This window comes from Parasulfitobacter algicola (genome assembly GCF_013315265.1).
GTDB lineage: Bacteria > Pseudomonadota > Alphaproteobacteria > Rhodobacterales > Rhodobacteraceae > Parasulfitobacter > Parasulfitobacter algicola.
In genome coordinates this window covers 52,389-76,065 of sequence record NZ_JABUFE010000013.1, presented here as the reverse complement: position 1 = coordinate 76,065, position 23,677 = coordinate 52,389, and the positions used below count along the sequence as shown (strand labels likewise).

General features: G+C 52.0%; 26 protein-coding genes. 20 read left to right on the top strand and 6 right to left on the bottom strand.

What is annotated here, in order from left to right; all coding sequences use genetic code 11:
• Positions 1-59: 59 nt before the first annotated feature.
• Positions 60-1,277: a multidrug effflux MFS transporter gene (locus HRQ87_RS17210; RefSeq protein ID WP_174139682.1), complete on the bottom strand. Its 1,218-nt coding sequence runs from the start codon at positions 1,275-1,277 to the stop codon at positions 60-62.
• A 184-nt stretch (positions 1,278-1,461) separates the two neighbouring features.
• Between HRQ87_RS17210 and HRQ87_RS17205 the strand changes: the two genes are divergently transcribed.
• From HRQ87_RS17205 to HRQ87_RS17170, 8 genes are all read left to right on the top strand, one after another.
• A complete protein-coding gene (locus HRQ87_RS17205; protein ID WP_174139681.1) occupies positions 1,462-2,994 on the top strand; it encodes an acyl-CoA carboxylase subunit beta in 1,533 nt (510 codons plus the stop codon).
• A gap of 6 nt (positions 2,995-3,000) precedes the next feature.
• Entirely contained in the window at positions 3,001-3,390 is a 390-nt protein-coding gene (locus HRQ87_RS17200; protein WP_174139680.1) for a DUF6497 family protein, read from the top strand.
• A gap of 217 nt (positions 3,391-3,607) precedes the next feature.
• The gene (locus HRQ87_RS17195; protein ID WP_174139679.1) at positions 3,608-3,745 is read left to right on the top strand and encodes a hypothetical protein; all 138 of its coding nucleotides are present in this window, start codon (positions 3,608-3,610) and stop codon (positions 3,743-3,745) included.
• Positions 3,746-3,877: 132 nt separating this feature from the next.
• Positions 3,878-4,228, top strand: a complete 351-nt coding sequence (locus HRQ87_RS17190; RefSeq protein WP_174139678.1) for a hypothetical protein — start codon at positions 3,878-3,880, stop codon at positions 4,226-4,228.
• Between the two features lie 262 nt (positions 4,229-4,490).
• Positions 4,491-4,697 carry a hypothetical protein gene (locus HRQ87_RS17185; protein WP_174139677.1) on the top strand — a complete coding sequence of 69 codons (207 nt, stop codon included), beginning with the start codon at positions 4,491-4,493 and terminating at the stop codon, positions 4,695-4,697.
• A gap of 108 nt (positions 4,698-4,805) precedes the next feature.
• Positions 4,806-6,806, top strand: coding sequence for an acetyl-CoA carboxylase biotin carboxylase subunit (locus HRQ87_RS17180; RefSeq protein WP_174139676.1), 2,001 nt, complete (start codon positions 4,806-4,808; stop codon positions 6,804-6,806).
• A gap of 124 nt (positions 6,807-6,930) precedes the next feature.
• A complete protein-coding gene (locus tag HRQ87_RS17175) occupies positions 6,931-8,169 on the top strand; it encodes a Y-family DNA polymerase (protein WP_174139675.1) in 1,239 nt (412 codons plus the stop codon).
• Between the two features lie 9 nt (positions 8,170-8,178).
• Positions 8,179-8,847: a hypothetical protein gene (locus HRQ87_RS17170; RefSeq protein WP_174139674.1), complete on the top strand. Its 669-nt coding sequence runs from the start codon at positions 8,179-8,181 to the stop codon at positions 8,845-8,847.
• Between the two features lie 110 nt (positions 8,848-8,957).
• Here HRQ87_RS17170 and HRQ87_RS17165 read toward each other — a convergent pair whose 3' ends face one another.
• The gene (locus HRQ87_RS17165) at positions 8,958-9,440 is read right to left on the bottom strand and encodes a DUF4174 domain-containing protein (RefSeq protein WP_174139673.1); all 483 of its coding nucleotides are present in this window, start codon (positions 9,438-9,440) and stop codon (positions 8,958-8,960) included.
• 171 nt (positions 9,441-9,611) lie between these two features.
• Here HRQ87_RS17165 and scpA point away from each other — a divergent pair, with 171 nt between their 5' ends.
• The 9 genes from scpA (at position 9,612) to HRQ87_RS17120 (ending at position 17,502) form a co-directional block, all read left to right on the top strand.
• Positions 9,612-11,750, top strand: coding sequence for a methylmalonyl-CoA mutase (scpA, locus tag HRQ87_RS17160; protein WP_174139672.1), 2,139 nt, complete (start codon positions 9,612-9,614; stop codon positions 11,748-11,750).
• 623 nt (positions 11,751-12,373) lie between these two features.
• Positions 12,374-12,574: a hypothetical protein gene (locus HRQ87_RS17155; RefSeq protein ID WP_174139671.1), complete on the top strand. Its 201-nt coding sequence runs from the start codon at positions 12,374-12,376 to the stop codon at positions 12,572-12,574.
• Between the two features lie 422 nt (positions 12,575-12,996).
• The gene (locus HRQ87_RS17150; protein WP_174139670.1) at positions 12,997-13,272 is read left to right on the top strand and encodes a hypothetical protein; all 276 of its coding nucleotides are present in this window, start codon (positions 12,997-12,999) and stop codon (positions 13,270-13,272) included.
• Positions 13,273-13,348: 76 nt separating this feature from the next.
• Complete coding sequence (locus HRQ87_RS17145) at positions 13,349-14,155, top strand: M90 family metallopeptidase (protein WP_174139669.1); 807 nt, start codon at positions 13,349-13,351, stop codon at positions 14,153-14,155.
• Positions 14,156-14,278: 123 nt separating this feature from the next.
• Positions 14,279-14,887: a VOC family protein gene (locus HRQ87_RS17140; RefSeq protein ID WP_174139668.1), complete on the top strand. Its 609-nt coding sequence runs from the start codon at positions 14,279-14,281 to the stop codon at positions 14,885-14,887.
• Complete coding sequence (locus HRQ87_RS17135) at positions 14,884-15,369, top strand: GNAT family N-acetyltransferase (protein WP_174139667.1); 486 nt, start codon at positions 14,884-14,886, stop codon at positions 15,367-15,369. The genes HRQ87_RS17140 and HRQ87_RS17135 overlap by 4 nt, the downstream gene beginning before the upstream one ends.
• A 32-nt stretch (positions 15,370-15,401) precedes the next feature.
• A complete protein-coding gene (locus HRQ87_RS17130; RefSeq protein ID WP_174139666.1) occupies positions 15,402-16,085 on the top strand; it encodes a molecular chaperone DjiA in 684 nt (227 codons plus the stop codon).
• Between the two features lie 9 nt (positions 16,086-16,094).
• A complete protein-coding gene (locus HRQ87_RS17125; RefSeq protein ID WP_174139665.1) occupies positions 16,095-17,102 on the top strand; it encodes an endonuclease/exonuclease/phosphatase family protein in 1,008 nt (335 codons plus the stop codon).
• Positions 17,103-17,139: 37 nt separating this feature from the next.
• On the top strand, positions 17,140-17,502 hold the full coding sequence (locus HRQ87_RS17120) for a hypothetical protein (RefSeq protein ID WP_174139664.1): 363 nt from the start codon (positions 17,140-17,142) through the stop codon (positions 17,500-17,502).
• Positions 17,503-17,678: 176 nt separating this feature from the next.
• On the opposite strand, the gene HRQ87_RS17115 is transcribed toward HRQ87_RS17120, so the two are convergent.
• Positions 17,679-18,455 (bottom strand): Bax inhibitor-1/YccA family protein, encoded by a 777-nt coding sequence (locus HRQ87_RS17115; RefSeq protein WP_174139663.1) that lies wholly within the window; start codon positions 18,453-18,455, stop codon positions 17,679-17,681.
• Positions 18,456-18,588: 133 nt separating this feature from the next.
• A complete protein-coding gene (locus HRQ87_RS17110) occupies positions 18,589-18,798 on the bottom strand; it encodes a DUF1127 domain-containing protein (protein ID WP_174139662.1) in 210 nt (69 codons plus the stop codon).
• A gap of 118 nt (positions 18,799-18,916) precedes the next feature.
• Here HRQ87_RS17110 and HRQ87_RS17105 point away from each other — a divergent pair, with 118 nt between their 5' ends.
• The gene (locus tag HRQ87_RS17105) at positions 18,917-19,771 is read left to right on the top strand and encodes a LysR family transcriptional regulator (RefSeq protein ID WP_174139661.1); all 855 of its coding nucleotides are present in this window, start codon (positions 18,917-18,919) and stop codon (positions 19,769-19,771) included.
• A gap of 7 nt (positions 19,772-19,778) precedes the next feature.
• Here the strand turns inward: HRQ87_RS17105 and HRQ87_RS17100 are convergent, their stop codons facing one another.
• Entirely contained in the window at positions 19,779-20,738 is a 960-nt protein-coding gene (locus HRQ87_RS17100) for an NADPH:quinone oxidoreductase family protein (protein ID WP_174139660.1), read from the bottom strand.
• 291 nt (positions 20,739-21,029) lie between these two features.
• Between HRQ87_RS17100 and HRQ87_RS17095 the strand changes: the two genes are divergently transcribed.
• A complete protein-coding gene (locus tag HRQ87_RS17095) occupies positions 21,030-21,401 on the top strand; it encodes a helix-turn-helix domain-containing protein (RefSeq protein ID WP_174139659.1) in 372 nt (123 codons plus the stop codon).
• Positions 21,402-21,505: 104 nt separating this feature from the next.
• The gene (hisN, locus tag HRQ87_RS17090; protein WP_174139658.1) at positions 21,506-22,288 is read left to right on the top strand and encodes a histidinol-phosphatase; all 783 of its coding nucleotides are present in this window, start codon (positions 21,506-21,508) and stop codon (positions 22,286-22,288) included.
• A gap of 11 nt (positions 22,289-22,299) precedes the next feature.
• Here the strand turns inward: hisN and guaD are convergent, their stop codons facing one another.
• Entirely contained in the window at positions 22,300-23,616 is a 1,317-nt protein-coding gene (gene guaD / locus HRQ87_RS17085; protein WP_174139657.1) for a guanine deaminase, read from the bottom strand.
• Positions 23,617-23,677: the final 61 nt, after the last annotated feature.

Here is a 23,677-nt window from a genome sequence, read left to right as displayed (position 1 = left end):
GTGTCTTTGCAATTTTGCTTTTTCAGATAGTAGCGTTTGCAAACTGCATCGCGCAAGCCCTAGCAGGTGCCAAGATAGCGATCACGTCTAATAGTGTATACGATCGCTATCATCGAAAATAGTGAGGTGATCAGCATAATCCAGACCAGCGGTGCTGCGCCCGCCCCAAAGCTTTGTGCTTTGCTTGCAAATGCAGACAGGGCAGCACCGCCCCCGATCATGATCGCGCCACCAAGCCCTGATGCAGTTCCTGCAAGATGTGGACGAACACTTAGCATGCCGGCAGTGGCGTTGGGCAATGTCATGCCGTTTCCGATCCCGACAAAGGCCATGAACCCAAAAAATGTCAACGCGTTATTCAAGGGCGTGTAGCTTAGGATAAGACACAAACCCAATCCAAATGAACTGACTGCAGTGCCCCACAACACCATACGGTTGACGCCAATGCGCACTGAAAACTTGCCGGAAATAAAGTTACCCATCAGATAACCCAAGGCAGGCGCGCCCATGTAGAACCCAAGGGTGGTTGACCCCATGCCGTATACCTCGGCGCCGACACCGGGGGCGCCACCCAGAAAAGCAAAAAAGGCCCCTGATGCAAAGGCCGCCGCCAGACAATACCCCCAAAACCTGCGGGCTTTCAGCAATTCAGGATATTGCGCGAATTGATCAGACAGGCTGGCTTGCCCACCTGTTTTCGTCTCGCCTAGATCTTTAAAAACCAGTCCAAATGTGGCGATGCCCAGAATGACCAGCATCCAGAAGTTAGACTGCCAGCCGAACTGATCATTCAAAAAACCCCCGATAGCGGGACCGATCATTGGGACCAACGCCATGCCCATTGTGACATAGCCGATCATCGATGCCGCTTCTGCCTGAGGGTATAAATCACGCACGATGGCACGACTTAAAACCAGGCCAAGGGCGATGGTGGCCTGAACCATGCGTGCAACCAAAAACAACTCGGGCGTTGGGGCAAGAGCGCAGCCAATTGATGCCACGATAAAGATCGCAATGCCGCCCAATATGATCGGCCTGCGGCCAAAAAAATCAGACATCGGACCAATAAAGACCTGCATCACGGCATTAACCGCCAGATAAAGCGCGACAGACAGCTGCATAACCCAAGGCTCTGTCTGGTAATGGGCCGTCATGTTTGGCAGCGCTGGAAGAAATACGCTCATTGACAAAGCGGACAGCCCTGCCAGCAGGATCAATGTGCTGATATGTGGTGGAGTGGTACGATCGAAAAATCGCGCCTTACGAGATGCAGACATAGCAGATTGCTCTAAGCGGAACGCGATACTTTGTCTATGGAGCGCGTTTTAATGAAACAAAATATTCAATTATTCATTTTGCAAAATAGTGTTTTGCAGAGTTTTGCAAATTTTCCAGTTTTTCCTTTTTTGATCGACCATCTGTGCTTAGTGTCTGGCAAAAATACTGCATTCGGGGAAATCCATGAAAGATATTCTGCAAGAGCTTCAAGATCGCCGCGGTCTGGCACGTTTGGGAGGGGGGGAAAAACGCATTCAAGCGCAGCATTCCAAAGGCAAGCTGACCGCGCGCGAGCGGATTGAACTGTTGCTTGATGAAGGATCGTTTGAAGAATTCGACATGTTTGTTACGCATCGCTGCACCGATTTCGGAATGCAGGATGAAAAGCCTGCAGGTGATGGCGTCGTCACTGGCTGGGGCACGATCAATGGTCGTGTCGTCTATGTCTTCAGTCAGGACTTCACAGTGTTTGGTGGATCATTGTCTGAAACGCATTCCCAAAAGATTTGTAAGATCATGGATATGGCGATCCAGAATGGTGCGCCTGTCATTGGGTTGAACGATTCCGGTGGTGCGCGCATTCAGGAAGGTGTGATGTCGCTGGCCGGATATGCTGATGTATTCCAGCGCAATATCATGGCCAGCGGTGTGATCCCTCAGATCAGTGTGATCATGGGGCCATGTGCGGGTGGGGCCGTCTATTCCCCCGCGATGACCGACTTTATCTTTATGGTCAAAGACACCAGTTACATGTTCGTCACCGGACCCGATGTTGTGAAAACCGTCACGAACGAAGTCGTAACTGCCGAAGAACTGGGTGGGGCCACGACACACACGCGCAAATCATCCGTCGCAGACAAAGCGTTCGAAAACGATGTTGAGGCTTTGACAGAAGTGCGTCGCCTGGTCGATTTTCTGCCCTTGAATAACCGTGAAAAGCCGCCGGTGCGGCCATTCTTTGACAGTCCGGACCGCATTGACAACAGCCTTGATACCTTGGTGCCTGAAAATGCCAACACACCTTATGATATGAAAGAGCTGATCATAAAGCTGGCCGACGAAGGCGATTTTTATGAAATTCAGGAAGATTTTGCAAAAAATATTATCACCGGATTTATCCGTCTTGAAGGATCGACCGTGGGCGTTGTCGCCAATCAGCCGATGGTTCTGGCCGGATGTCTGGATATCGACAGCAGCCGTAAAGCTGCGCGGTTTGTCCGGTTTTGCGATGCATTTGAAATTCCGATCCTGACTTTGGTTGATGTGCCGGGTTTCCTGCCAGGAACGGGTCAGGAATATGGGGGGGTGATCAAGCATGGGGCCAAATTGCTGTTTGCTTACGGCGAAGCCACTGTGCCCAAGGTTACGGTTATCACCCGCAAAGCATATGGTGGGGCATATGACGTGATGGCCTCAAAACATCTGCGGGGGGATTTCAATTATGCGTGGCCCACGGCTGAAATTGCCGTCATGGGCGCAAAAGGGGCAACGGAAATCCTGTATCGGTCCGAATTGGTTGATGCTGAGAAAATCGCCCAACGCACCGCGGATTACGAAGATCGCTTTGCCAATCCGTTCGTGGCTGCAGAAAAAGGGTTTATTGACGATGTGATCATGCCGCATTCCACGCGGCGCAGGGTCAATCGCGCATTTGCATCGCTGCGAAATAAAAAGCTGCAAAATCCGTGGAAGAAACACGATAATATTCCGCTATAAGATATCATGTCACAGCTTCTTCGCATCTTTATAATCTGTATCGCATCCACGACCCCACTTTGGGCCGAGGTCGCATTGCCATCCGGGCAGACGGTGACGTTGCAGGATATGTTGATCGAAGACACCGCCGAACCCGTTGCGCGTTTTCGATATATTGCGCCTGCAATTTCGCGACAGACGGGGTATCTGAACTATGCCGATGTCGAAGCTGATTTTCAGGTACTGTGTCGGGATCATGCATTACAACTTTTGGCAGACCAGGGAATCAGGCCTGCACAAGTTATCGTAAGTCTGTCAGACAGGCCTGTGGCCTTTGGCGTAACCCTGCCAGAAGCGACACAATTCTTCGAAGCATTCCGGATTGAAGATCAATCCTGCGTATGGGACATGTTTTGATGTGTGTTAAATCAGTTATAATTGACGTAATTGGCAAGATCGCGCCGGTGAATGATGCTTTCACGCCACATACCGCCAACATGTCACGTGGAACATATCTTTTCCCGCGCAGTTTTAATAGGTTAGCCGTGGATCGCACTAACGCGAACCATATTTCTAGAACTGGGCGCGGGGGACTGTCCGCACGCGCCTTACGGACAGACAGTAGGAGAAATGGATGTCAAAGAGCATCAAAGCTATGGCCGTTGTTGGCCTTATCGTTCTGGTTGCAGCATGTGGAAACCGTAATGACGACGACGATGTCGTTATGGTTGATCCAGTCACAGAAGAGCCAACATACACAGGCAAATTCTGATATAAAACTTGCGGTGCGGGCCCTGGGGCCCGCCCGCAGATTTAATTATTTAAGACAATTCATATTTTTAAATGTCCGGCTTAGCCGCCTCATAAATACACTCACACTAAAATCGTCAGAAAGACTGTGGTCATGAAAAAGCACCGCGGGTTTCCAGGGCGTCTTCCAGGTACAGATTTTCAGTTTACGATTCGTCGTGAAAGCAAAGCGGGGCCTACGCCTTTAGTCGTACGCGAACGATTTGCCGACCGAAAACCAGCAGATCGCCGGGCCGATTTGGGATTTATGACGGCCCTTTGGGATTGTTTTGGGGATCAGCCATTTGAACGCGGAAATCTGGATGCCGGACGTCTGTCTTGGCTGTTTGGTCGCGAGGTTGTCGCAGACGAAGATCCCTTTGATCCGATCTCCTATGACGCGATGTTGCGCATTGATGTTCGCGCGGCTCAAATCTCTTTTCCTGAAATTTTTGGCAAAGGTTAAGCATTATGTTGCGCGACACAGCTCGATTTCAGCGAAAATTGGCTCAAAATATCATCTGTACATCTGTAGACTATGCAAATCCGCCCGAACTGGGCACGATTTTTGGTACGGCAGGACGTACAGACGACCATCCTGTCATGGTTTGGAAAGACCATACCCTTCCCCAAACGACTGGCCTGGCCCAAAGTCGGGTCAGGCCATTTTTTAGGGAAGCCAGAATAAGATCATCGCGCCCTAAGCGTGGAGCAGGAGTAGAAAAAAGATGGTTAGAGTTTGCAAATTGGCGGCTTTTGTCGCAGTTTTTGGTGTCTTGGCGGCATGTGATAATGATGTTGAACGCGGTGCCGCAGGCGCTGCAACCGGCGCTGTTATCGCTGGTGCGTTGGACAGCAGCATTCTTGCCGGTGCCGTTATCGGTGGTGCCGCAGGTGTGTTCTGTGACGACGCAGGCGTTCGCGTCTGTCAATAATACAATAAACTCTGGCGCTTTGCGCCCAGAAAACAAGACAATCAAAGCCATCGGCAAAGGGCGCGCCGGTGGCTTTTTCTGTTTGACTAAGGTCCAAAAGGATACGGGATGTTCAAGAAAATATTGATCGCAAACCGCGGCGAAATTGCGTGTCGCGTCATCAAAACCGCGCGCAAGATGGGCATTCAAACTGTGGCAATCTACTCAGATGCCGATAAAAATGCCTTGCACGTCAAAATGGCGGATGAGGCTGTGCATATCGGACCGTCGCCTGCCAATCAGTCCTATATTGTTATTGATAAAGTGATGCAGGCCGTTCGCCAAACAAGGGCCGAGGCGGTTCACCCTGGCTATGGATTTCTGTCTGAAAATAAGCTCTTTGCCGAAGCCTTGGCCAAGGAAGGCGTTGCCTTTATCGGCCCGCCCTCCGGTGCCATTGAAAGCATGGGCGATAAAATCACCTCAAAGAAAATCGCGCAAGAGGCTGACGTTAGCATTGTGCCCGGCAATATGGGGCTGATCAAAGATGCCGATGAAGCGGTCAAAATCTCAGGGGAAATCGGCTATCCAGTGATGATCAAGGCCAGCGCTGGCGGCGGCGGCAAGGGCATGCGGATCGCCTGGAACGATGATGAAGCACGCGAAGGGTTTCAGTCATCGAAAAACGAGGCCGCCAACAGTTTCGGCGATGACCGGATCTTTATCGAGAAATTCGTAACCCAACCCCGTCACATCGAAATTCAGGTGCTGGCCGACGCCCATGGCAACTGCATCTATCTGGGTGAACGCGAATGTTCGATCCAGCGTCGGAACCAGAAGGTGATTGAAGAGGCGCCTAGCCCTTTCCTGGATGAAGCCACCCGCAAAGCAATGGGCGAACAAAGTTGCGCGCTGGCTCAGGCCGTTGGCTATACCAGTGCAGGTACCGTAGAGTTTATCGTTGATGGCGACCGCAATTTCTATTTTCTGGAAATGAACACACGCCTGCAGGTCGAACACCCGGTGACCGAGCTGATCACCGGTATTGATCTGGTCGAACAGATGATCCGCGTGGCGAATGGCGAAAAGCTGTCGATCAGCCAGGATGACGTGAAACTGAACGGTTGGGCCATGGAAAGCAGGCTTTATGCCGAAGATCCTTATCGCAACTTTCTGCCTTCGATCGGGCGTCTGACCCGCTATCGCCCGCCCGCTGAAATCACGGATGCAACCCATGTGGTGCGCAATGATACCGGCGTATTTGAAGGGGGTGAAATCAGCATGTATTACGACCCGATGATCGCCAAACTATGCACCTGGGGTCCGGATCGGGCTCAGGCAATTGACCATATGCGCAACGCCCTGGATGCCTTTGAACTGGAAGGGATCGGTCACAACCTGCCGTTTCTGAGTGCGGTGATGGACCATCCGAAATTCACATCGGGCAACATCACGACGGCCTTTATCGAAGAAGAATTCCCAGAGGGGTTTCAGGGCGTTACCTTGCCACAGGATGATTTGCGTAAGTTGTCTGCGGCAGCCGCTGCCATGTACCGCGTGGCTGAAATTCGACGCACCCGTGTGTCGGGACGAATGGACAATCACGAACGCAAGGTAGGCGATGATTGGGTCGTATTGATCGATGGGTATGAATGGCCTGTAACCATCGCGGCGGACCCAAAAGGGGCGACCGTTTCCTTTGATGATGGTACGACCCACCGCGTTGTCAGTGATTGGACGCCCGGCGACAGCCTGGCCGTTTTGCAGATCGACGACACACCCATGATCGTCAAGGTCGGCAAGGTGTCGGGCGGCTTCCGCTTGAGATTCCGGGGCGCTGATCTGGCGGTTAAACTTTATACCCCGCGACAGGCTGAACTGGCCCGTCTGATGCCGGAAAAAGTGGCGCCCGACACGTCAAAACTGTTGTTGTGTCCGATGCCGGGGTTGATCGTGAACGTCGCTGTTCAAGCAGGAGACGAGGTGCAGGATGGTCAGGCGCTTTGCACAGTCGAAGCGATGAAAATGGAAAATATCCTGCGCGCTGAACGCACGGCTAAAGTCACGAAAATCAATGCAAATGCGGGCGATAACCTAGCTGTAGATGACGTCATCATGGAGTTTGAATAACCCGCCATGCGCCGCGATTTCCCCGTGACATATCAGCATAATTTGGGAAATTTGAAACTCAGGACTGGAAAAATGTTCTCTATTTGTTCTAAATTAGAACCATCCAGTCAAAATGAGTCGCACCATGGCACAGTCCGTCAACGTTCTGTTTTTCGATATGAACTCTTATTTCGCGTCGGTTTTTCAGGCCGAAGAACGCGATCTGGTGGGCAAACCATTGGGCGTGGTGACCACCCTATCGCCCCGCGCAACCTGTATCGCGGCCAGTGTCGAGGCCAAGAAATTTGGCGTGCGCATGGGTACCCGCATGGCCGAAGCGCAGCAGATGTGCCCGGGCATTCAGTTTCGTGCGGCCGAACACGATCTGTTTGTCGATTACCATCATCGCATTCGTACGGCCGTCGAAACGGTGATCCCCATCGACAAGGTGCATTCGGTCGACGAATGTTCGTGCAAACTTTTGGGCCGGGAACGCAATCTGAACACCGCATTACAGATCGGTGCGGGCCTGCAGCGCGCGATCAAGGATCAAGTCAGTCCGGCTTTGCGCTGCTCGGTGGGTGTGGGGCCCAACAAGCTGCTGGCCAAGATCGCCGCCGAATTGCAGAAACCCGAAGGTCTGAATTGGCTGACGCCCGATGTGCTGCCGGACAAGATCAAAGCGCTGGAACTAAACGATATTCCAGGCATTTCGCGCGGGATCATGGGGCGGTTGACGCGGGCGGGCATTCACGATGTGTCAACGCTTTATGCCATGTCGCCGAAAGCAGCCCGACACCTGTGGCGCAGCGTCGAAGGCGAACGGTTTCTGCGCCAGTTGCATGGCGAAACGGTGATTTATCCTGCGACGCAGCGCCATTCGCTGGGCCACGGTCAAGTGCTGACGCCCAAAAACCGCAAACCCGACGGCGCACGTCTTGTTGCGCGGCGCCTGCTGATCAAAGCCGCCTCGCGTTTGCGCCGCGAAGGCCTGTTTGCCCGCGGCCTGTCGGTCAGTGTGAAATGTGCGGTCAAAGGGCGGTTGGGCGCCGACGGCAGTATCGGGGCAACCCAGGATACATTCGATCTGCTGCGCACTTTCGACCGGTACTGGCGACAATTGAAGCCCTTGAAACCCCTGTCTGTGTCGGTGATGTTGGGCGGATTACAGGCGGTCGATGCCCATGTCGCCGATCTGTTCGAAGATCGCGAGGCAGGCCATGTCACACAGCGCGAAGGTTTGTGTCTGGCGATCGATGCGCTGAACAGCAAGTTTGGGCAAAACACCGTGCGCTTTGGCGAATTGCCCCCGCATACGGTGCCCTATACTGGGGCGAAAATCGCGTTTGGCCGTATTCCGGATCCGGCGGAATTTAATGAATAGGAATGCTTTATGGTTTTTCTAGAACCCTATATTGATCCACGTGTTCAGCAGGCTTTTGTGGCTGGGGCTGTTGTGGCTGTTGGTTGGATGGTCAATGGCCGCCAGAACCGCCGCGCCCGTCTACGCCAGCGCGAAGAACGGCTGCGCGATGTCCACCGCGCGCTTTATGCTGAAATTGCATCCTATCTGGAAAACCTTCAAAGCGAAGAGGCGCTTTTGGCTTACCGCGACCAAATGCTGGCCCATATGCGCGAAAATCCCGGATTTATTCCGCTGATCCCGACCGAACAGAATGACACGATTTTTCGCACAATTTTGCCGGAAATCCATATCTTGCCACGTACCAGCATCGACCCGGTTGTGGCCTATTATAATCAGTTGTTTGCGATTGAATCATTGGTCACTGACATGCGTGGGGATGGCTTTAAAGAATTGGATCATGAGCGCCGTGCGGCTATGTATTCGGATTATATCGCCCTGAAAACGCAGGCGCTGGCCGATGGAAACTATGCGTTGAAGATGATTACAGCCTTTGCAGAAGGCGGTCGGGCCAAGGCACGCGATCAAGAAGTGCGTGTCGCCACAGAAGTAAAAGCATTATCGAAAGAAGAAAGTCAGAAAAAACCCAGTGAAATCAATACCCCGGACGTGGACCCGTCCGGCCCGTCACGGGAATAGGTGTATTCCTTGTATTCGACATTAAAATATCCCTCGTACGCGAAATTTTTCCGGAATGATCCGTTAATTTTTATACTAAGCAGAAATTGGCGAAATTTCAAGGGTTTCGCTTATCTACCCGCATTTCTTTTATCACGAATTTCCTGTTGCCGCAGCGGCATTTTGTCGATCACACGTGATAATTCACGCACGTCCCACGGAAATGGTTTGCGCAATTTGACGCCGCCATCCTTGCCGATCAGCACCAACATAAAGCCGCGCGGGCGCAATTTGCGGCGGATGTCTGAGTTCGCATCGGGATTACTGTCAATTAAAACAACGACATCGCGTTCAGCCAACACATCGGACCGCGCGGCCAGCAATTCGATCTGTTCGCGCAGGCGCGGGTCATTCGGGCTGTCGGCAAACACGACGACAGGGCGCGCCAACCAGATAAAATCGTTCAGATCAATGTCGATTGCATCCAGTTGCACTTTGGGGTCCGCACGCCATTGGTCAATAGGCTTAACGACCAAAACGGGGTCGGCTGCCGAATCAGACCACAGCGGTGTGGCAAGGGCGATGGAAAAGATCAGTGTGAAAATGCGTTTCATTGGGTCTCCTGTTAGCATTGATATAAGCGCATTCTTGGGAAATACGAATAGGTCAAATTCAACCCGTTTCAGCACAGCGGCACATATGGGTCTGATCCGCCACAGCTGCCGCAAATATGCTATAAGACAAGATAAATACCCGGGGATCCCCGGATACATAAGGACACGCAGATGACCGACAAGACAAACGACTGGAAAAAGCTGGCCGAACAGGAACTGCGTGGCCGTCCGCTGGATGATCTGACCTGGGAAACGCTGGAAGGGATCAAGGTCAAACCGCTTTATACCGAAGACGATATCGCGGGCCTTGATCATCTGGGCACCATTCCCGGGGCCGCGCCGTTCACACGCGGGGTCAAAGCCACGATGTATGCCGGTCGCCCCTGGACCATCCGGCAATACGCGGGCTTTTCCACAGCTGAAGAGTCAAATGCCTTTTATCGCAAGGCGTTAGCCGCCGGGCAGCAGGGCGTATCGGTCGCCTTTGATCTGGCAACACATCGCGGGTACGACAGTGACCACCCAAGGGTTGAGGGCGATGTGGGCAAGGCCGGTGTTGCCATCGACAGCGTCGAGGATATGAAAATTCTCTTCGACGGCATCCCGCTGGATAAGGTCAGCGTGTCGATGACAATGAATGGCGCCGTCATCCCGGTTCTGGCCAATTTCATCGTCACCGGCGAAGAACAGGGCCATGATCGCAGTGTACTGTCGGGCACGATCCAGAACGATATCCTCAAGGAATTCATGGTCCGCAACACCTATGTTTATCCGCCTGAACCGTCGATGCGGATTATTGCGGATATCATCGAATACACCTCGAACGAGATGCCGAAATTCAATTCGATCAGCATTTCAGGTTATCATATGCAGGAAGCTGGCGCGAACCTGGTGCAGGAACTAGCCTATACCTTGGCCGACGGGCGCGAATACGTGCGTGCGGCGCTGGCCCGCGGCATGGACGTGGATAAATTCGCTGGCCGCCTGTCGTTCTTCTTCGCCATCGGCATGAATTTCTTTATGGAGGCCGCCAAACTGCGCGCCGCCCGTCTGTTGTGGCACCGCATCATGAGCGAATTTGAACCCAAGAACCCACGGTCCATGATGCTGCGGACACACTGCCAGACCTCGGGCGTCAGTCTTCAGGAACAGGACCCCTATAACAACGTCGTCCGCACCGCGTATGAGGCGATGTCGGCTGTGCTGGGCGGCACACAGTCACTGCACACTAATGCACTGGACGAAGCGATCGCGCTGCCCACCGAATTCAGCGCGCGCATCGCACGGAATACCCAGTTGATCCTGCAAGAGGAAACCGGGGTGACAAACGTCGTCGATCCGCTGGCCGGGTCGTATTATGTGGAAAGCCTGACCGCGCAACTGGCTGATGAGGCCTGGAAACTGATCGAAGAGGTCGAGGAAATGGGCGGTATGACCAAGGCCGTGGCCTCGGGCATGCCGAAACTGCGGATTGAAGAAACTGCGGCCAAGCGTCAGGCCCTGATCGATCGGGGCGAGGATGTAATCGTCGGCGTCAACAAGTATCGCCTTGAAAAAGAAGACGAAATTGACATCCTTGATATTGATAACGCCGCCGTCCGTGACAGCCAGATTGCGCGGCTTGAAACCATACGCAGCACACGAGATCAGGCGAAATGCGATGCGGCGCTGGTGGAATTGGAACATCGCGCGTCCAAGGGCGGCAATCTGCTGGACGCGGCAGTTGAGGCCGCGCGCGCCCGCGCATCCGTAGGAGAGATTAGCATGGCTATGGAAAAAGCATTCGGTCGTCATCGGGCTGAGGTGAAAACGCTGGCCGGTGTTTATGGTGCAGCATATGAAGGCGACGAAGGTTTCGCCGCCATCCAGAAATCCGTCGAAGATTTCGCCGAGGATGAGGGCCGCCGCCCCCGTATGCTGGTTGTGAAAATGGGCCAGGACGGGCACGATCGCGGGGCGAAAGTGATCGCGACGGCCTTTGCAGATATAGGGTTTGACGTCGATGTGGGGCCGCTTTTCCAGACCCCGGACGAGGCGGCGCAGGATGCTGTTGATAATGATGTTCATGTGATCGGGATCAGCAGTCAGGCGGCGGGGCACAAAACGCTGGCGCCGAAGCTGGTTGAGGCTTTGAAGGCTCAGGGTGCGGGCGATATCATCGTGATTTGCGGCGGAGTCATTCCGCAGCAGGATTATGATTTCCTTTATAATTCAGGGGTTAAGGCGATTTTCGGCCCCGGGACCAACATCCCCGAAGCCGCGCAGGATATCTTGCGATTGATCCGAGAAGCCAGACAGGACGCGGCTTAGTTTAGGGGTATTCAGGCCATCATAGCAGTGGATTTTGACGCAAGGTCACAAATCTTAATGCTGCGTACAGTGGCAAATTCACGTGTGCAAATTGCACATTTACCGTAAAGCTGCACAATTCAGATGTGCAATTTGCACATTTTTCGTAGGATTTGCCGCGATTTCGTGATTCCCACGGATTTTGCCTGAAATCACCCTGTGGATAAAGTTCATGTCAACGCGCGCGGAGGCGATAGAGTTCGGTAACACTCTGCCCTAGTTAACCATTTCCCGAGGCCATTAACGTCTCATAAATCGCACCGTACGGTGCCAAACTTTGCAACTTTACAAAAATCGAATCGAAAACTTTGCAAAATTTGCAGCGTTAAGGTTTGGGTAAGAAAATTTGGATGGCAGGCCTGATCACCTTTGTAGTCACCCAGAAACGAAGAAGTTAGTTGTGCGACCCATGAGGACGTTATAACTACTTGGACGTTGAAACTGAAATGCACTTGCTGAGTGCCGCACGACAGCCATAGCGTGTCGAAAACAAAATGTCAGAAAATCGTTTCCGAAAGCTGATGCACTATGTTTGCGTCGGCCATGGGTATTGTGGAAGTGTAGTCAATGGAAAGAGAATGCATGTGACTGACTTCATTCCTGAATATGGGCAGGTGTCTGCAGATGAATTTGCTGAATGGGTTATGTTGGCCGACGATTGTGGACCCGAAGCAAACTTGCGTTTTCGCGACCGTCATAAACACGATATCGGGATTGCTTTCATCAGGTATATGGGGGCCGAGATCGTTCCGGCCCAAGACTTGAGGTACGATGCAGAGATTTGAGCAAGCGATCCCACAACGATCAAAGGAATAGCCCGCTTTGGCACGCTAAGTATTGTTCTGAAAATCTGCTTGTAAACCCTGCAGAACTGAGGGCCGCGCCGGCCCGAGGGTGGCGCAATCGCCGCCCTGTGGGGCGGGTCGGCGCGGCCCGGTGGTTCCCACCGGGCGTGAGTGGTTGGGCAGCGTGTTTCAAGAAGGCGTTTTAACCCCAATTCACCGCATTCATGGCAGCGTCGGCGACAGAGTCTAGATTTGTATTGTCCTGACCATCCAGCCTGTTCCAGCCCTTCCAGTTTGTGCTTATCCCGGCGCATTGCCAGTAACTCGTTTGGCGGGATTTAAAGAATTAGCCGAAGGGCAGGGCCACAGTTGTAAATGAGTTCGGCATCACTAAGTCTAAGTAATGTAAAGGATATTGCGAGTTGGATACATTACTTGAGCTTGTAATTGGATTTACTGCCATCGCGATTTACGGGACAGAAGGAAAGCCCCGGCATCCGATTTGGCGTAATTCATTGCGTACGGTAGTCTTTGCAGGCTTCGTTATTGCGTTCGTGGATTTGCAGTTCCCAACTCTCAGCTTGGAAATTCCAATAGCAATCGAACTTCTCTGGCTATTTGGTTTTGTTACGGTTCTTCTTGCCGAGTTTTATGTCGGATCAATATACATAGCTTTGGCGACGTGTCTTTTACCATAATACTTCACAATACATGGTGTGGAAATTTGATAAATCTCTCGGTCTGCAATTTAGCTGATCAGTATGCGACATGCTGATGGTAATTTTTCTAACGCTTCTATTTATTATTACAGCTGCCATCAGCGCACGTTTTTGGGCAAAGTACCGGAAGCGTAAAAAGCTGCTTTCTACGGCATTGCTGGATCATCAACGTGCGATAATCTTAGAGAAAGTCCCTATAATTCAGAAAATTCCACCTGAATTGCGTTATACACTTGAAGGTAAGATCAATGTTTTTCTTGATCAGGTTGACTTTTATGGGTGCGATGGGCTGGACGTCACGGAAGAGATGGAGCTGTCTATTGCTGCACAAGCCTGTTTGCTGATCATGAACAGTGATGCATGGTATAAACATCTTCGTACAAATCTGATTTACCCCGGTGCCTTTAAATCTCAGCAAGCGTCTCACAGTGGTTATATCATCACTGAACATGAAACTGTGCGTTTAGGGGAAAGCTGGTCGTATGGTCCTGTTGTTCTGTCGTGGGCGCACAGTGAACAGGGTGCCATTAACCACGAAGATGGTCAAAATGTCGTGTTGCATGAATTTGCGCATCAAATTGATCAGCTTTCGGGCCACACCGATGGCGCGCCGATACTTCGGAAAGGCCAAAGTTTTGCAGATTGGGAACGCGTTTTCGTACAAGCTTACAAAGACCATGTACAAAATATCGAAAAAGGACGCAAAACTGTGCTTGATGCTTATGGGGCAGCAGGACAAGAGGAATTTTTTGCTGTTGCAGTCGAAGTTTTCTTTGAAAAACCGGCACGCCTGAAGCGCGAAGAACCAGAGGTTTACGAACAACTTTCAGAGCTTTTCCAACTGGACCCGACTGCTTGGTGAAAGTTTTACATACTAACCAATTGTCTTATCGCCATACATTTTTACCCCTTGCATGCCTTTGCCATTGTCGCCAGTTTTAATTTAACCAAAGATCTATGTGCGAAACCAAAAAGGACCCCCAACATGCTTGATCATCTTGCTGTTACGGCTGAAAACTTAGCCTCTGGTGTGTCCTATGTCGAAAATGCGCTAGGTGTTCAGATGGCCCCCGGGGGGCAGCATGATTATATGGGCACGCATAATCAATTGTTGGGTCTGGGTATCTTTTATCTTGAGGTCATCACGATCAACCCCGAGGCCCCTAAACCATCCCATCCCCGCTGGTTTGATCTGGATAACATCAGCGGCCCGCCCAAGTTGACCAACTGGATCGTGCAGACCGATACACTTGATGAAACTCTCGCCAAATCACCCGCAGGCACAGGTACACCGGTCAAGCTGACGCGCGGTGATCTGCATTGGCAGATGGCAGTTCCGGATGATGGTAAACTGCCCTTTGATGGTGCGTTCCCGGCGTTGATCCAGTGGGAAGGGGCCGATCATCCAGCACTGCGCCTGCCGGATTTGAAGTGCCGCCTAAAGCAGTTGCACGTTACCCACCCCCAGGCGGACGGGCTGCGCGATGCTCTGTCGGTGCTGGATTTTGGCGATGTCGTTTCGGTCCACCAAGGTCCGGCCAAAAACCTGCAAGCTGAAATTGAAACACTTCATGGCATACGCATTCTGGAATGATACGGCCCGCCGAACGTGACGATGCAGAAGCGATTGCGGCGATCTGGAACGACGTGATCCGCAATACTGCGATTACGTTTACCACTGCCGAAAAGACACCACGTGCCATACGCGCTGATATATATCTAAAGCGCGAAGCCGGGCAGGGCTTTTTCGTTTACGAAGACGCAGGCATCATTCTGGGCTTTGCCACCTATTTCCCGTTTCGTAACGGCCCCGGTTATGCCCATACGATGGAACATTCGATTAATCTTGCTGCCGCCGCCCGTGGCCGTGGCATAGGCCGCGCGCTAATGTCTGTTATCGAAGGACACGCCCGCGCCCGTGGTGTGCATTCCATGATAGCAGGCGTCAGTGGTGAAAATTCGGATGGTGCCGCCTTTCATAGTGCCCTTGGATACACCGAAGTCGCACGTCTGCCCGAAGTGGGCCGCAAGTTTGGCCGTTGGATGGATTTGATCGTAATGCAGAAAATGCTGTAACCCCGGGGCGTTCCCGGTCTAAAGTATGGGCCATGTCACTTTGGTCCAAAATTGCCGATGCCGTATCTGCGCTGACGTCTGGCGAAAGCCTTAGCAATGTGTTTGACCGCTTGCGCACACCGCCTGAGCGCACGGTTGCTTTCGCCATTGCAGTCATTGCTTTGGGTGCAAAAATGGCCAAGGCCGATGGTTTGGTGACCCGTGATGAAGTTACCGCATTTCGTCAGGTCTTTACCATTCCGCAAGCCGAAGAATCCAATGCGGCGCGTGTTTTCAACCTGGCCCGTCAGGACGTTGCCGGCTTCGAAGAATATGCCCGCAAGATCAAAACCATGTTCGGCGAAAACCATATCGCTCTGTGCGATCTGCTAGAAGGGCTGTTTCACATCGCCATGGCCGATGGTGAATATCATCCCAACGAAGATGATTTTCTGCACCAGGTCGCCCAGATTTTTGGTATGGACGCTCGCGAATTCAAAAGCCTGCGCGCGCGTTTTGTACCCAATGCGGAACACGATCCCTATGACGTACTAGGGGTTACGCCTGACATGTCGATGCAGGATATTCGCAAGATTTGGCGTCAGATGGTCCGTGACACACACCCCGATCAGATGATCGCCCGTGGCGTTCCGGAAGAGGCCGTCAAGATGGCCGAAAAACGCATGGTTGCGATCAATCGCGCATGGGAAGAAATCACCCAGCAGCATGCGGCCTAAGGTCCAATCGTGAGGATCGCGACCTATAACGTCGAATGGTTCAACACCCTGTTTGACGACACAGGCCAGTTGCGCAACAACACTGATTGGTCTGGACGCTATAATGTGACCTGCATCCAGCAGACCGACGCTTTGGGCATCGTTTTCAATGCGCTGGATTCCGATGCGATCATGATCATCGAGGCCCCCGATACCAGTCGTCAACGCGCCACGGAACTCGCGCTTGAAACCTTTGCCCAAACCATGGGGCTGCGGGCGCGCAAGGCGTTGATTGGCTTTCCCAATAATACTCAGCAGGAAATCGCTCTGTTGTATGATCCCGATGCGCTGACGGTTACACATGATCCGTGGGGTGATGGTGACGCGTCGGATGCGCCGCGTTTCGATGGTGCCTTTCGCATTGATCTGGATATTGATGCTACGCTGGACAAGGTCACCTTTTCAAAGCCGCCGCTGGAACTGGCCGTGACGACGGCGAATGGTACAAAGCTGCGGATGCTGGGCGTACATGCCAAATCCAAGGCGCCTCATGGCGCACGCACTGAAAAAGACGCGATTCGTCTGTCCATCGCCAACCGTCGCAAGCAGCTGGCCCAGTGCATCTGGATCCGTCGGCGTATCGATCAGATCGTCGCAGATCATCCGCTGATCGTTCTGGGGGATCTGAACGATGGCCCGGGTTTGGACGGGTTTGAAAAGCTATTCGGTCGTTCGGGCGTTGAAATCGTGCTGGGCGCTGGGGAAAGCGCACTTTTCGACCCCAATGCGCATATGGCACTCAGCCAACGTATTAGCGCCCATCCGACCACCGCGCGGTTTTATATTGAACCCGAAAAACGCTATCTTGAGGCGCTGTTGGATTACATTATGGTCAGCCCGGATTTGCGTACAAAATCGCAGCGATGGCGCATCTGGCATCCGTTTGATGATCAGGTCTGCTATGATACGCCAGAATTGCAACAGGCCCTGTTGATGGCATCTGATCATTTCCCGCTGACATTGGATATTGATATCTGATCTGTAAATTCCGGGTAAACTGCCCTATATTGAACATATGAAACAGACAGTCGCCGCATTTTTGATCACCGCCCTGTGCACTGCGCCGCTTGCCGCGCAAGACGCTGAACCCGAACAGGGCCTGTCCCTGATGGAACGGGGCATGCAAATGTTTTTCCAAGGGTTGGCTCAGGAAATGGAACCGGCGATGGAAGACCTTAAAGATTTGGCCGGTGAACTTGAACCAGCCTTACGGGCGTTCGCGATGGAAATGGGCCCGGCATTGCAGGACCTTTCGAACCTGATCGACGACGCCACCAATTACGAGGCGCCCGCGATCCTGCCCAATGGCGATATTATCATACGCCGCAAACCTGATGCCCCAGTCCCACAGTCTGGAACTGACGAGATCGAGATTTAGGCAGATACCTGTTTCATAACAGAAATCAGTATTTCGCTGAATAAGATTACGTTTATCCAAGGCAAACGCTTGTATTGCGCAGCACGATAAATGCTAGCCTATCATTTATACATAAAAAAACCCTGCCCAACATTCCGTTGGACAGGGCTTGTGTCATTATCGAAGTCTGACAGATTTTACTGTCTGTTCCCCAGAAGCTGCAGCAGGAACATAAACATGTTGATAAAGTCCAGATACAGGTTCAACGCACCCATAATCGCGGCTTTACCCAACCATTCTTGATCCCCAGCAAATGCCATTTGCAGATAAGTGTTTTTGATATTCTGCGTATCATAGGCTGTAAGGCCTGCGAAAATCAAAACCCCAATCATCGAAATGGCGTACATCATGACTTCTGACTGCATGAATATATTGACGACCATCGCCACGATCAGACCAATCACGCCCATGATCAGAAATGATCCCCAGCCCGAGATATCTTTCTTAGTTGTGTATCCCCAAATGCTAAGGCCCGCAAAAGCAATCGCCGTGATCAGGAATATCTGGATAATCGAATATCCGGTAAACATCAGAAAGATTGAGCTGATCGACAGACCCATCACAGCCGCGAATGCATAGAAGACCAACTGAGCAGTGGCTGCACTCATCCGGTTGATCATCGCGCTAAAGCCGAAAACAAAGGCCAACGGTGCAAGCATGATAACCCAGCGCAACGGTGATCCATAGATCAGTGCGCCAAGATCTGTCAGCAGAATGCCATTCGGCATTTGTGCTGCAGCCAATGATGGCTGAGTTGTTACCGCAAGACTAGAAATGGCCCATGCGGCGGCGAAAGTGATCAACATGCCGACGGACATCGTGCCGTAGACCTTGTTCATGTGGGCGCGTAGCCCTGCGTCGATCTCCTCCGAGCGGATGCCGGCAGTCGACCGAACGTTTGCGTATTCTTGCATTGCTCTCTCCAAAATCACTGGCGCGGGCGCACGAAGCCCCGCTATTGCTTGTAATATTGGTCGAACCTAACGGGTTTTCAAGAATAAGAAACCGAAAACCTATGCAAAATTGTCGTGTTTTTTCGCAAATTGTCTATTTGTACCAAGATATCGGTGCATCCCAGATGGGGCGATTTGCTTCGGCCAGTGCGGATTCGCGTGTCAGACCGATATCTGCAAGGGCCGCATCATCCAATTGTGCCAGCGCGCGACGGCTTTTCTGAAGCGCAAGAACGTTTTTGATCTGTTTCAAAGATATGACTGCGGTTTTCTGACGCAAGCCTGTAAGTGCAAAAGTTGCCATAGTCTTGTCTTTCCATTTCGTGATGCTGGATCACTGATTCATAAGATATATTGATATCTAGTACAGCTTATGACATTCTTAAAATGAATGTTTGATTGATTTATCATAAGGATTTGTGATGATTAGAAATCTGGATCTGACAGCCCTACGTTCTTTTGTAACTGTGGCCGAGGTCGGCGGCGTCACCAAAGCTGCGGGTCTTTTGAACCTGACACAATCTGCCGTTTCAATGCAGCTGAAACGCCTTGAGGAATCGCTGGATATTTTGCTGCTGGATCGAAGCAATCGATCTGTTGCTTTGACCACGACCGGGGAACAATTACTAAGTTATGCGCGGCGAATGTTGGCAATCAATGACGAAGCAATGTCGCGCCTAACAGCCCAGGAATATGAAGGCGAAATTATTTTCGGGGTCCCCCACGATATCGTATACCCGGCCATTCCACAGATTCTGCAGCGATTTAATGCGCAATTTCCCAGGGTAAAGGTGCAGTTGCTGTCATCGTTTACCCGAAAGCTGAAAGAACAGTTTTCCCGCGGCGAGGTAGATATCATTCTGACAACAGAAGAAAATGTGGATGCGGGGGGGCAAACCCTGATCACCTTGCCGCTGGTTTGGGTTGGGGCCCCTGATGGTCAGGCATGGCGGCAGCACCCCTTGCGTTTGGCGTTTGAACAGACCTGTATTTTCCGCAGTGGTGTTCAGCGCTTGCTGGACCAGGCGGATATCCCGTGGGAAATGGCGGTCGAATCAGACAGCTATCGCACAATCGGCGCGATGGTCAGTGCAGATTTGGCGGTTCATACGATGTTGGATGGCACGTCCATCAATCATCTTGAACGCATTCAGCATGGCGGGGCTTTGCCGGATCTGACCTCTATGAATGTGAATATGTATAAAAAAAGCGTCGAAAAAAGTGCATTGGTCGACGCGCTATCTGATCTAACGGCTAATATATTCCAAACACTTTAGCCGTGGCTTAGGGGGTAACGACAACCTTGCCTGTTGACTTTCTGCTGCGCAAAAGTTCGAGTGCGTCGGCTGCATGTTCCAGTGGCAGTATGTTACTGATGTGCGGGTGCAGATCGCCTTTGCTGTACCAGGCCATCAATTCGACCAGGCTGTCCATCAACGCTTTGGGATTCAAGGCCATATAACCGCCCCAGTAAAACCCAATGACCGAGATATTCTTGACCAGCAGGATATTTGCAGGGATCGGTGGCACATCGCCGCTGGCAAATCCGATGACCAGCATGCGCGCCCCACGATTACAGGCGCGCAAAGCTGCTGTGAACTGATCGCCGCCCACCGGGTCATATACAACGTCAGCACCGCCAAGCGCCTTGACTTCGCGGGTGATGTCAGCGGTTTCACTGTCAATCAGATGATCCGCACCGGCAGATTTGGCAGCGGCCAGTTTGTCGTCCCCGCGCGCGCAAGCGATAACAGTTGCGCCCAATGCTTTGCCGATTTCAACAGCCGTCAGACCAACGCCGCCAGCTGCCCCCAGAACAAGAAGTGTGTCGCCCTTTTTCAGCATGGCGCGTTGGGTCAGTGCCAGATGACTTGTGCCATAGGCCACTTGGAATGCGGCCGCATCGGTAAAAGGCATTGCGTCGGGGATCGGCAAACAGCGTTCGGCGGGAAAGATACCGGCCTCTGCCAGCCCGCCTGAATTGCCAAGAACGGCGATGCGTGACCCAATCGCGGGGTGTTTGACGCCCGGCCCGCAAGCCTCAACCAGGCCAGCGACTTCGATACCAAGTGTGAAAGGCAGCAGCGGTTTTTCTTGGTATTCACCCTTTACGAGCAAGAGATCGGCGAAATTCAGCCCACAGGCGTGAATTTTTACTCTGACCTCTCCCTCTTTTGGCTCAGGTATGAGAACATCCGCCAGTTGTGGATTTTTACCCAGTTCATTGACCTGAAACGCGCGCATACTAAACCTCCTGCGATTTGTGTAGAGATCTAGCGCAGCGGCCGTACATAGGCGAGAGGGAATCAGGTGTAACTGAGTGTGATTTTGTCGTTAATTTGTGTCGTACACGTTTTGATTGTACGTTTTTTCGAAATAAACCGTCTCCTTATCGGCAACATTATGTATGAAATTGTTCAAAAAATCGCAATTTCTGGAATGTCTCGTGAAAATAACGTGAAATTCACCGTTAAAAAAGCGTGATTTCTTTATTTACGTGTTGTATGGTGATTTGAAACAACCAGGAGCATACCTATGAAGCACCCCGTCGATGTCCATGTTGGAAAACGCGTTCGCCACCGTCGTTGGATGGTCGGAATGACGCAACAACAATTGGCTGAAAAAGTTGGCATTAAGTTTCAACAGATTCAGAAGTACGAAACTGGCATGAACCGTGTTTCAGCATCACGTCTTTGGGACATCTCAGATGCCCTTGGGGTTGAAGTCAGCTTCTTCTTCGAAGGTCTGAATGATCTGGAAACACCATCTGCTGCGAATTCTGATGTGCCTAGCGATTTGCTGGCCGACAAGGAAGCGCTTGAGCTGGTCCGGTCATATTATGCGATACCGGAAAATCAGCGTCGTCGTTTGTTTGATTTGGCGCGGGTTCTAAGCGAAGCTGCCTGAAAGGACTGAACCCGGCGCCATGACTTGACGTGACCGGGTAAATTCAGTCTACCGCGCTTGGGATTGGCCGGGAGACTGTCTTGCTAAGCGACGATACTCAAAAAATGCTTCGCAGAACGGCACATGCTTTGGCAGATGCCGCCCGCGAAGCCATATTACCGCATTTTCGCGCGTTCGATCTGCAGACTGAAAACAAACTTGAGGATGAGTTTGATCCAGTCACTATCGCAGATCGTGCCGCAGAACAGGCAATGCGAGATATCCTGGCCAAAGATCGTCCGAAAGATGCGATTTTAGGTGAAGAATTTGGCCATTTAAAAGGTCAATCGGGTTTAACGTGGGTGCTGGACCCAATTGATGGTACCCGCGGATTTATCGCGGGTACCCCAACTTGGGGCGTTTTGATCGCAATTTGCGATGACAGTGGTCCGCTGTATGGGATTATTGATCAGCCATATATTGGTGAACGCTTTGAAGGCGGGTTCGGCCATGCAACAATGCTTGGTCCGCATGGGTCAAAAAAATTGCGTACAAAGGTCGGGTTTGATCTGGCGCAGTCGATCATTTTCACAACATTCCCCGAAATTGGAACCAAGATTGACCAAGCCGCATTCCATGCCGTCGCCAAGACATGCAAGCTGACGCGCTATGGTATGGATTGTTATGCATATGCGCTGTTGGCAGCTGGTCAGATAGATCTGGTGATCGAGGCCGGATTGCAATCTTATGATATTGCCGCACCAATTGCTGTTATCCAGGCGGCAGGTGGCATCGTCACGGATTGGACTGGCGGTTCTGCGTACAGGGGGGGACGTGTTATTGCTGCGGCATCGGCCCAACAACACGCCGAGGCTTTAGAAATTATGCAGCAGTTCGATCTGGATTGACGTGCTGCTTATCAAACCCTGTTCGGGTTTTCTAAGCTTATGCTCTGCCCGTTTATCCAAACAGCCATTACGGCACGATCATCGCCCATCATGATTGTCGGAAAAACAGCCTGCCAGATATCGTCGGCGTGCCCGGATCGCTGTGCAATTGCTGGTGTTGAGGCTAGATCAAGCACAACAAGATCGGCTTCAAACCCGTTTTGCAATTTCCCGATCTTATTACCCATATGAAGCGTGCGCGCATTTCCGGCACTGGCCAGCCAAAGCAATTGCGCGGGATGCAGTGCTGTGCCGTTCAACTGTCCGATTTCATAGGCCGCGGCCATTGTGCGCAGCATCGAAAACGATGATCCCCCACCTGTATCCGTGGCCAGCCCGACAATATGCCCTTGGGATTTGCGAGCGGCCATATCGAACAGCCCTGATCCGATAAATGTATTGGATGTCGGGCAGTGTATCAGGGCTGCACCCATTTCCCGCAGTCTGTCACTTTCGCGCGCTGTCAGATGAATTGCGTGCCCATAAAGACCCCTTTGCCCCAAAAGGCCAAAGCGTTCATAGGTGTCCAGATAATCACGCGCATCCGGAAACAGCTTGGCAACCCAATCCAATTCAGCCTTTTGTTCGCTGATATGTGTTTGCATCAGGCAATCGGGATGTTCTGCCCAAAGCGCGCCAAGCGCGGTAAGTTGATCTGGCGTGGATGTCGGCGAAAATCGTGGTGTAATCGCGTATGATGCCCGCCCACGCTCGTGCCATTTTTCCAGCAAACGTTTGCTGTCATCATAGGCCGATTGCGCAGTATCCATCAAGGCGTCCGGTGCGTTGCGATCCATACAGGTCTTGCCCGCAACAACGCGCATATTCCGCGCACTGGCTGCCGTAAAAAACGCATCCACGCTTTCGGGGTGGCTGGTGCAATAGCTGACGACGGTGGTTGTGCCGTGGGCGGTCACCAGATCAAGATAGCGATTAGCGATGACCGTCGCATAATCGTGATCGGAAAACCGTATCTCTTCTGGAAATGTGTATGTATTCAGCCAATCAATCAGCTGTTTTCCCCAACTGGCGATAATCGCGGTTTGCGGATAATGAACGTGGGCATCGATAAAACCCGGCAGGATCAACGCATCCCCATAATCCGTAATATCAGCATTGGGGTGGGCCTTTTTCAAGGTAACGGCCTCATCAACATCCGCAATCAAATGCCCCCGCAGCAGCACCGCGCCATCGCGAATATACTGAACAGCAGCTGAAACGGGAACGTCAAACGGATCGTCGATAAACGAAAGAGTTTGGCCCAGAAGTAATCTGTCTTGCACTGTCATGCGCGCCACCCTATGCGCAGGGGGCAGGGTGGTAAATCCCATCTTTGTGCGTATGGTGCCG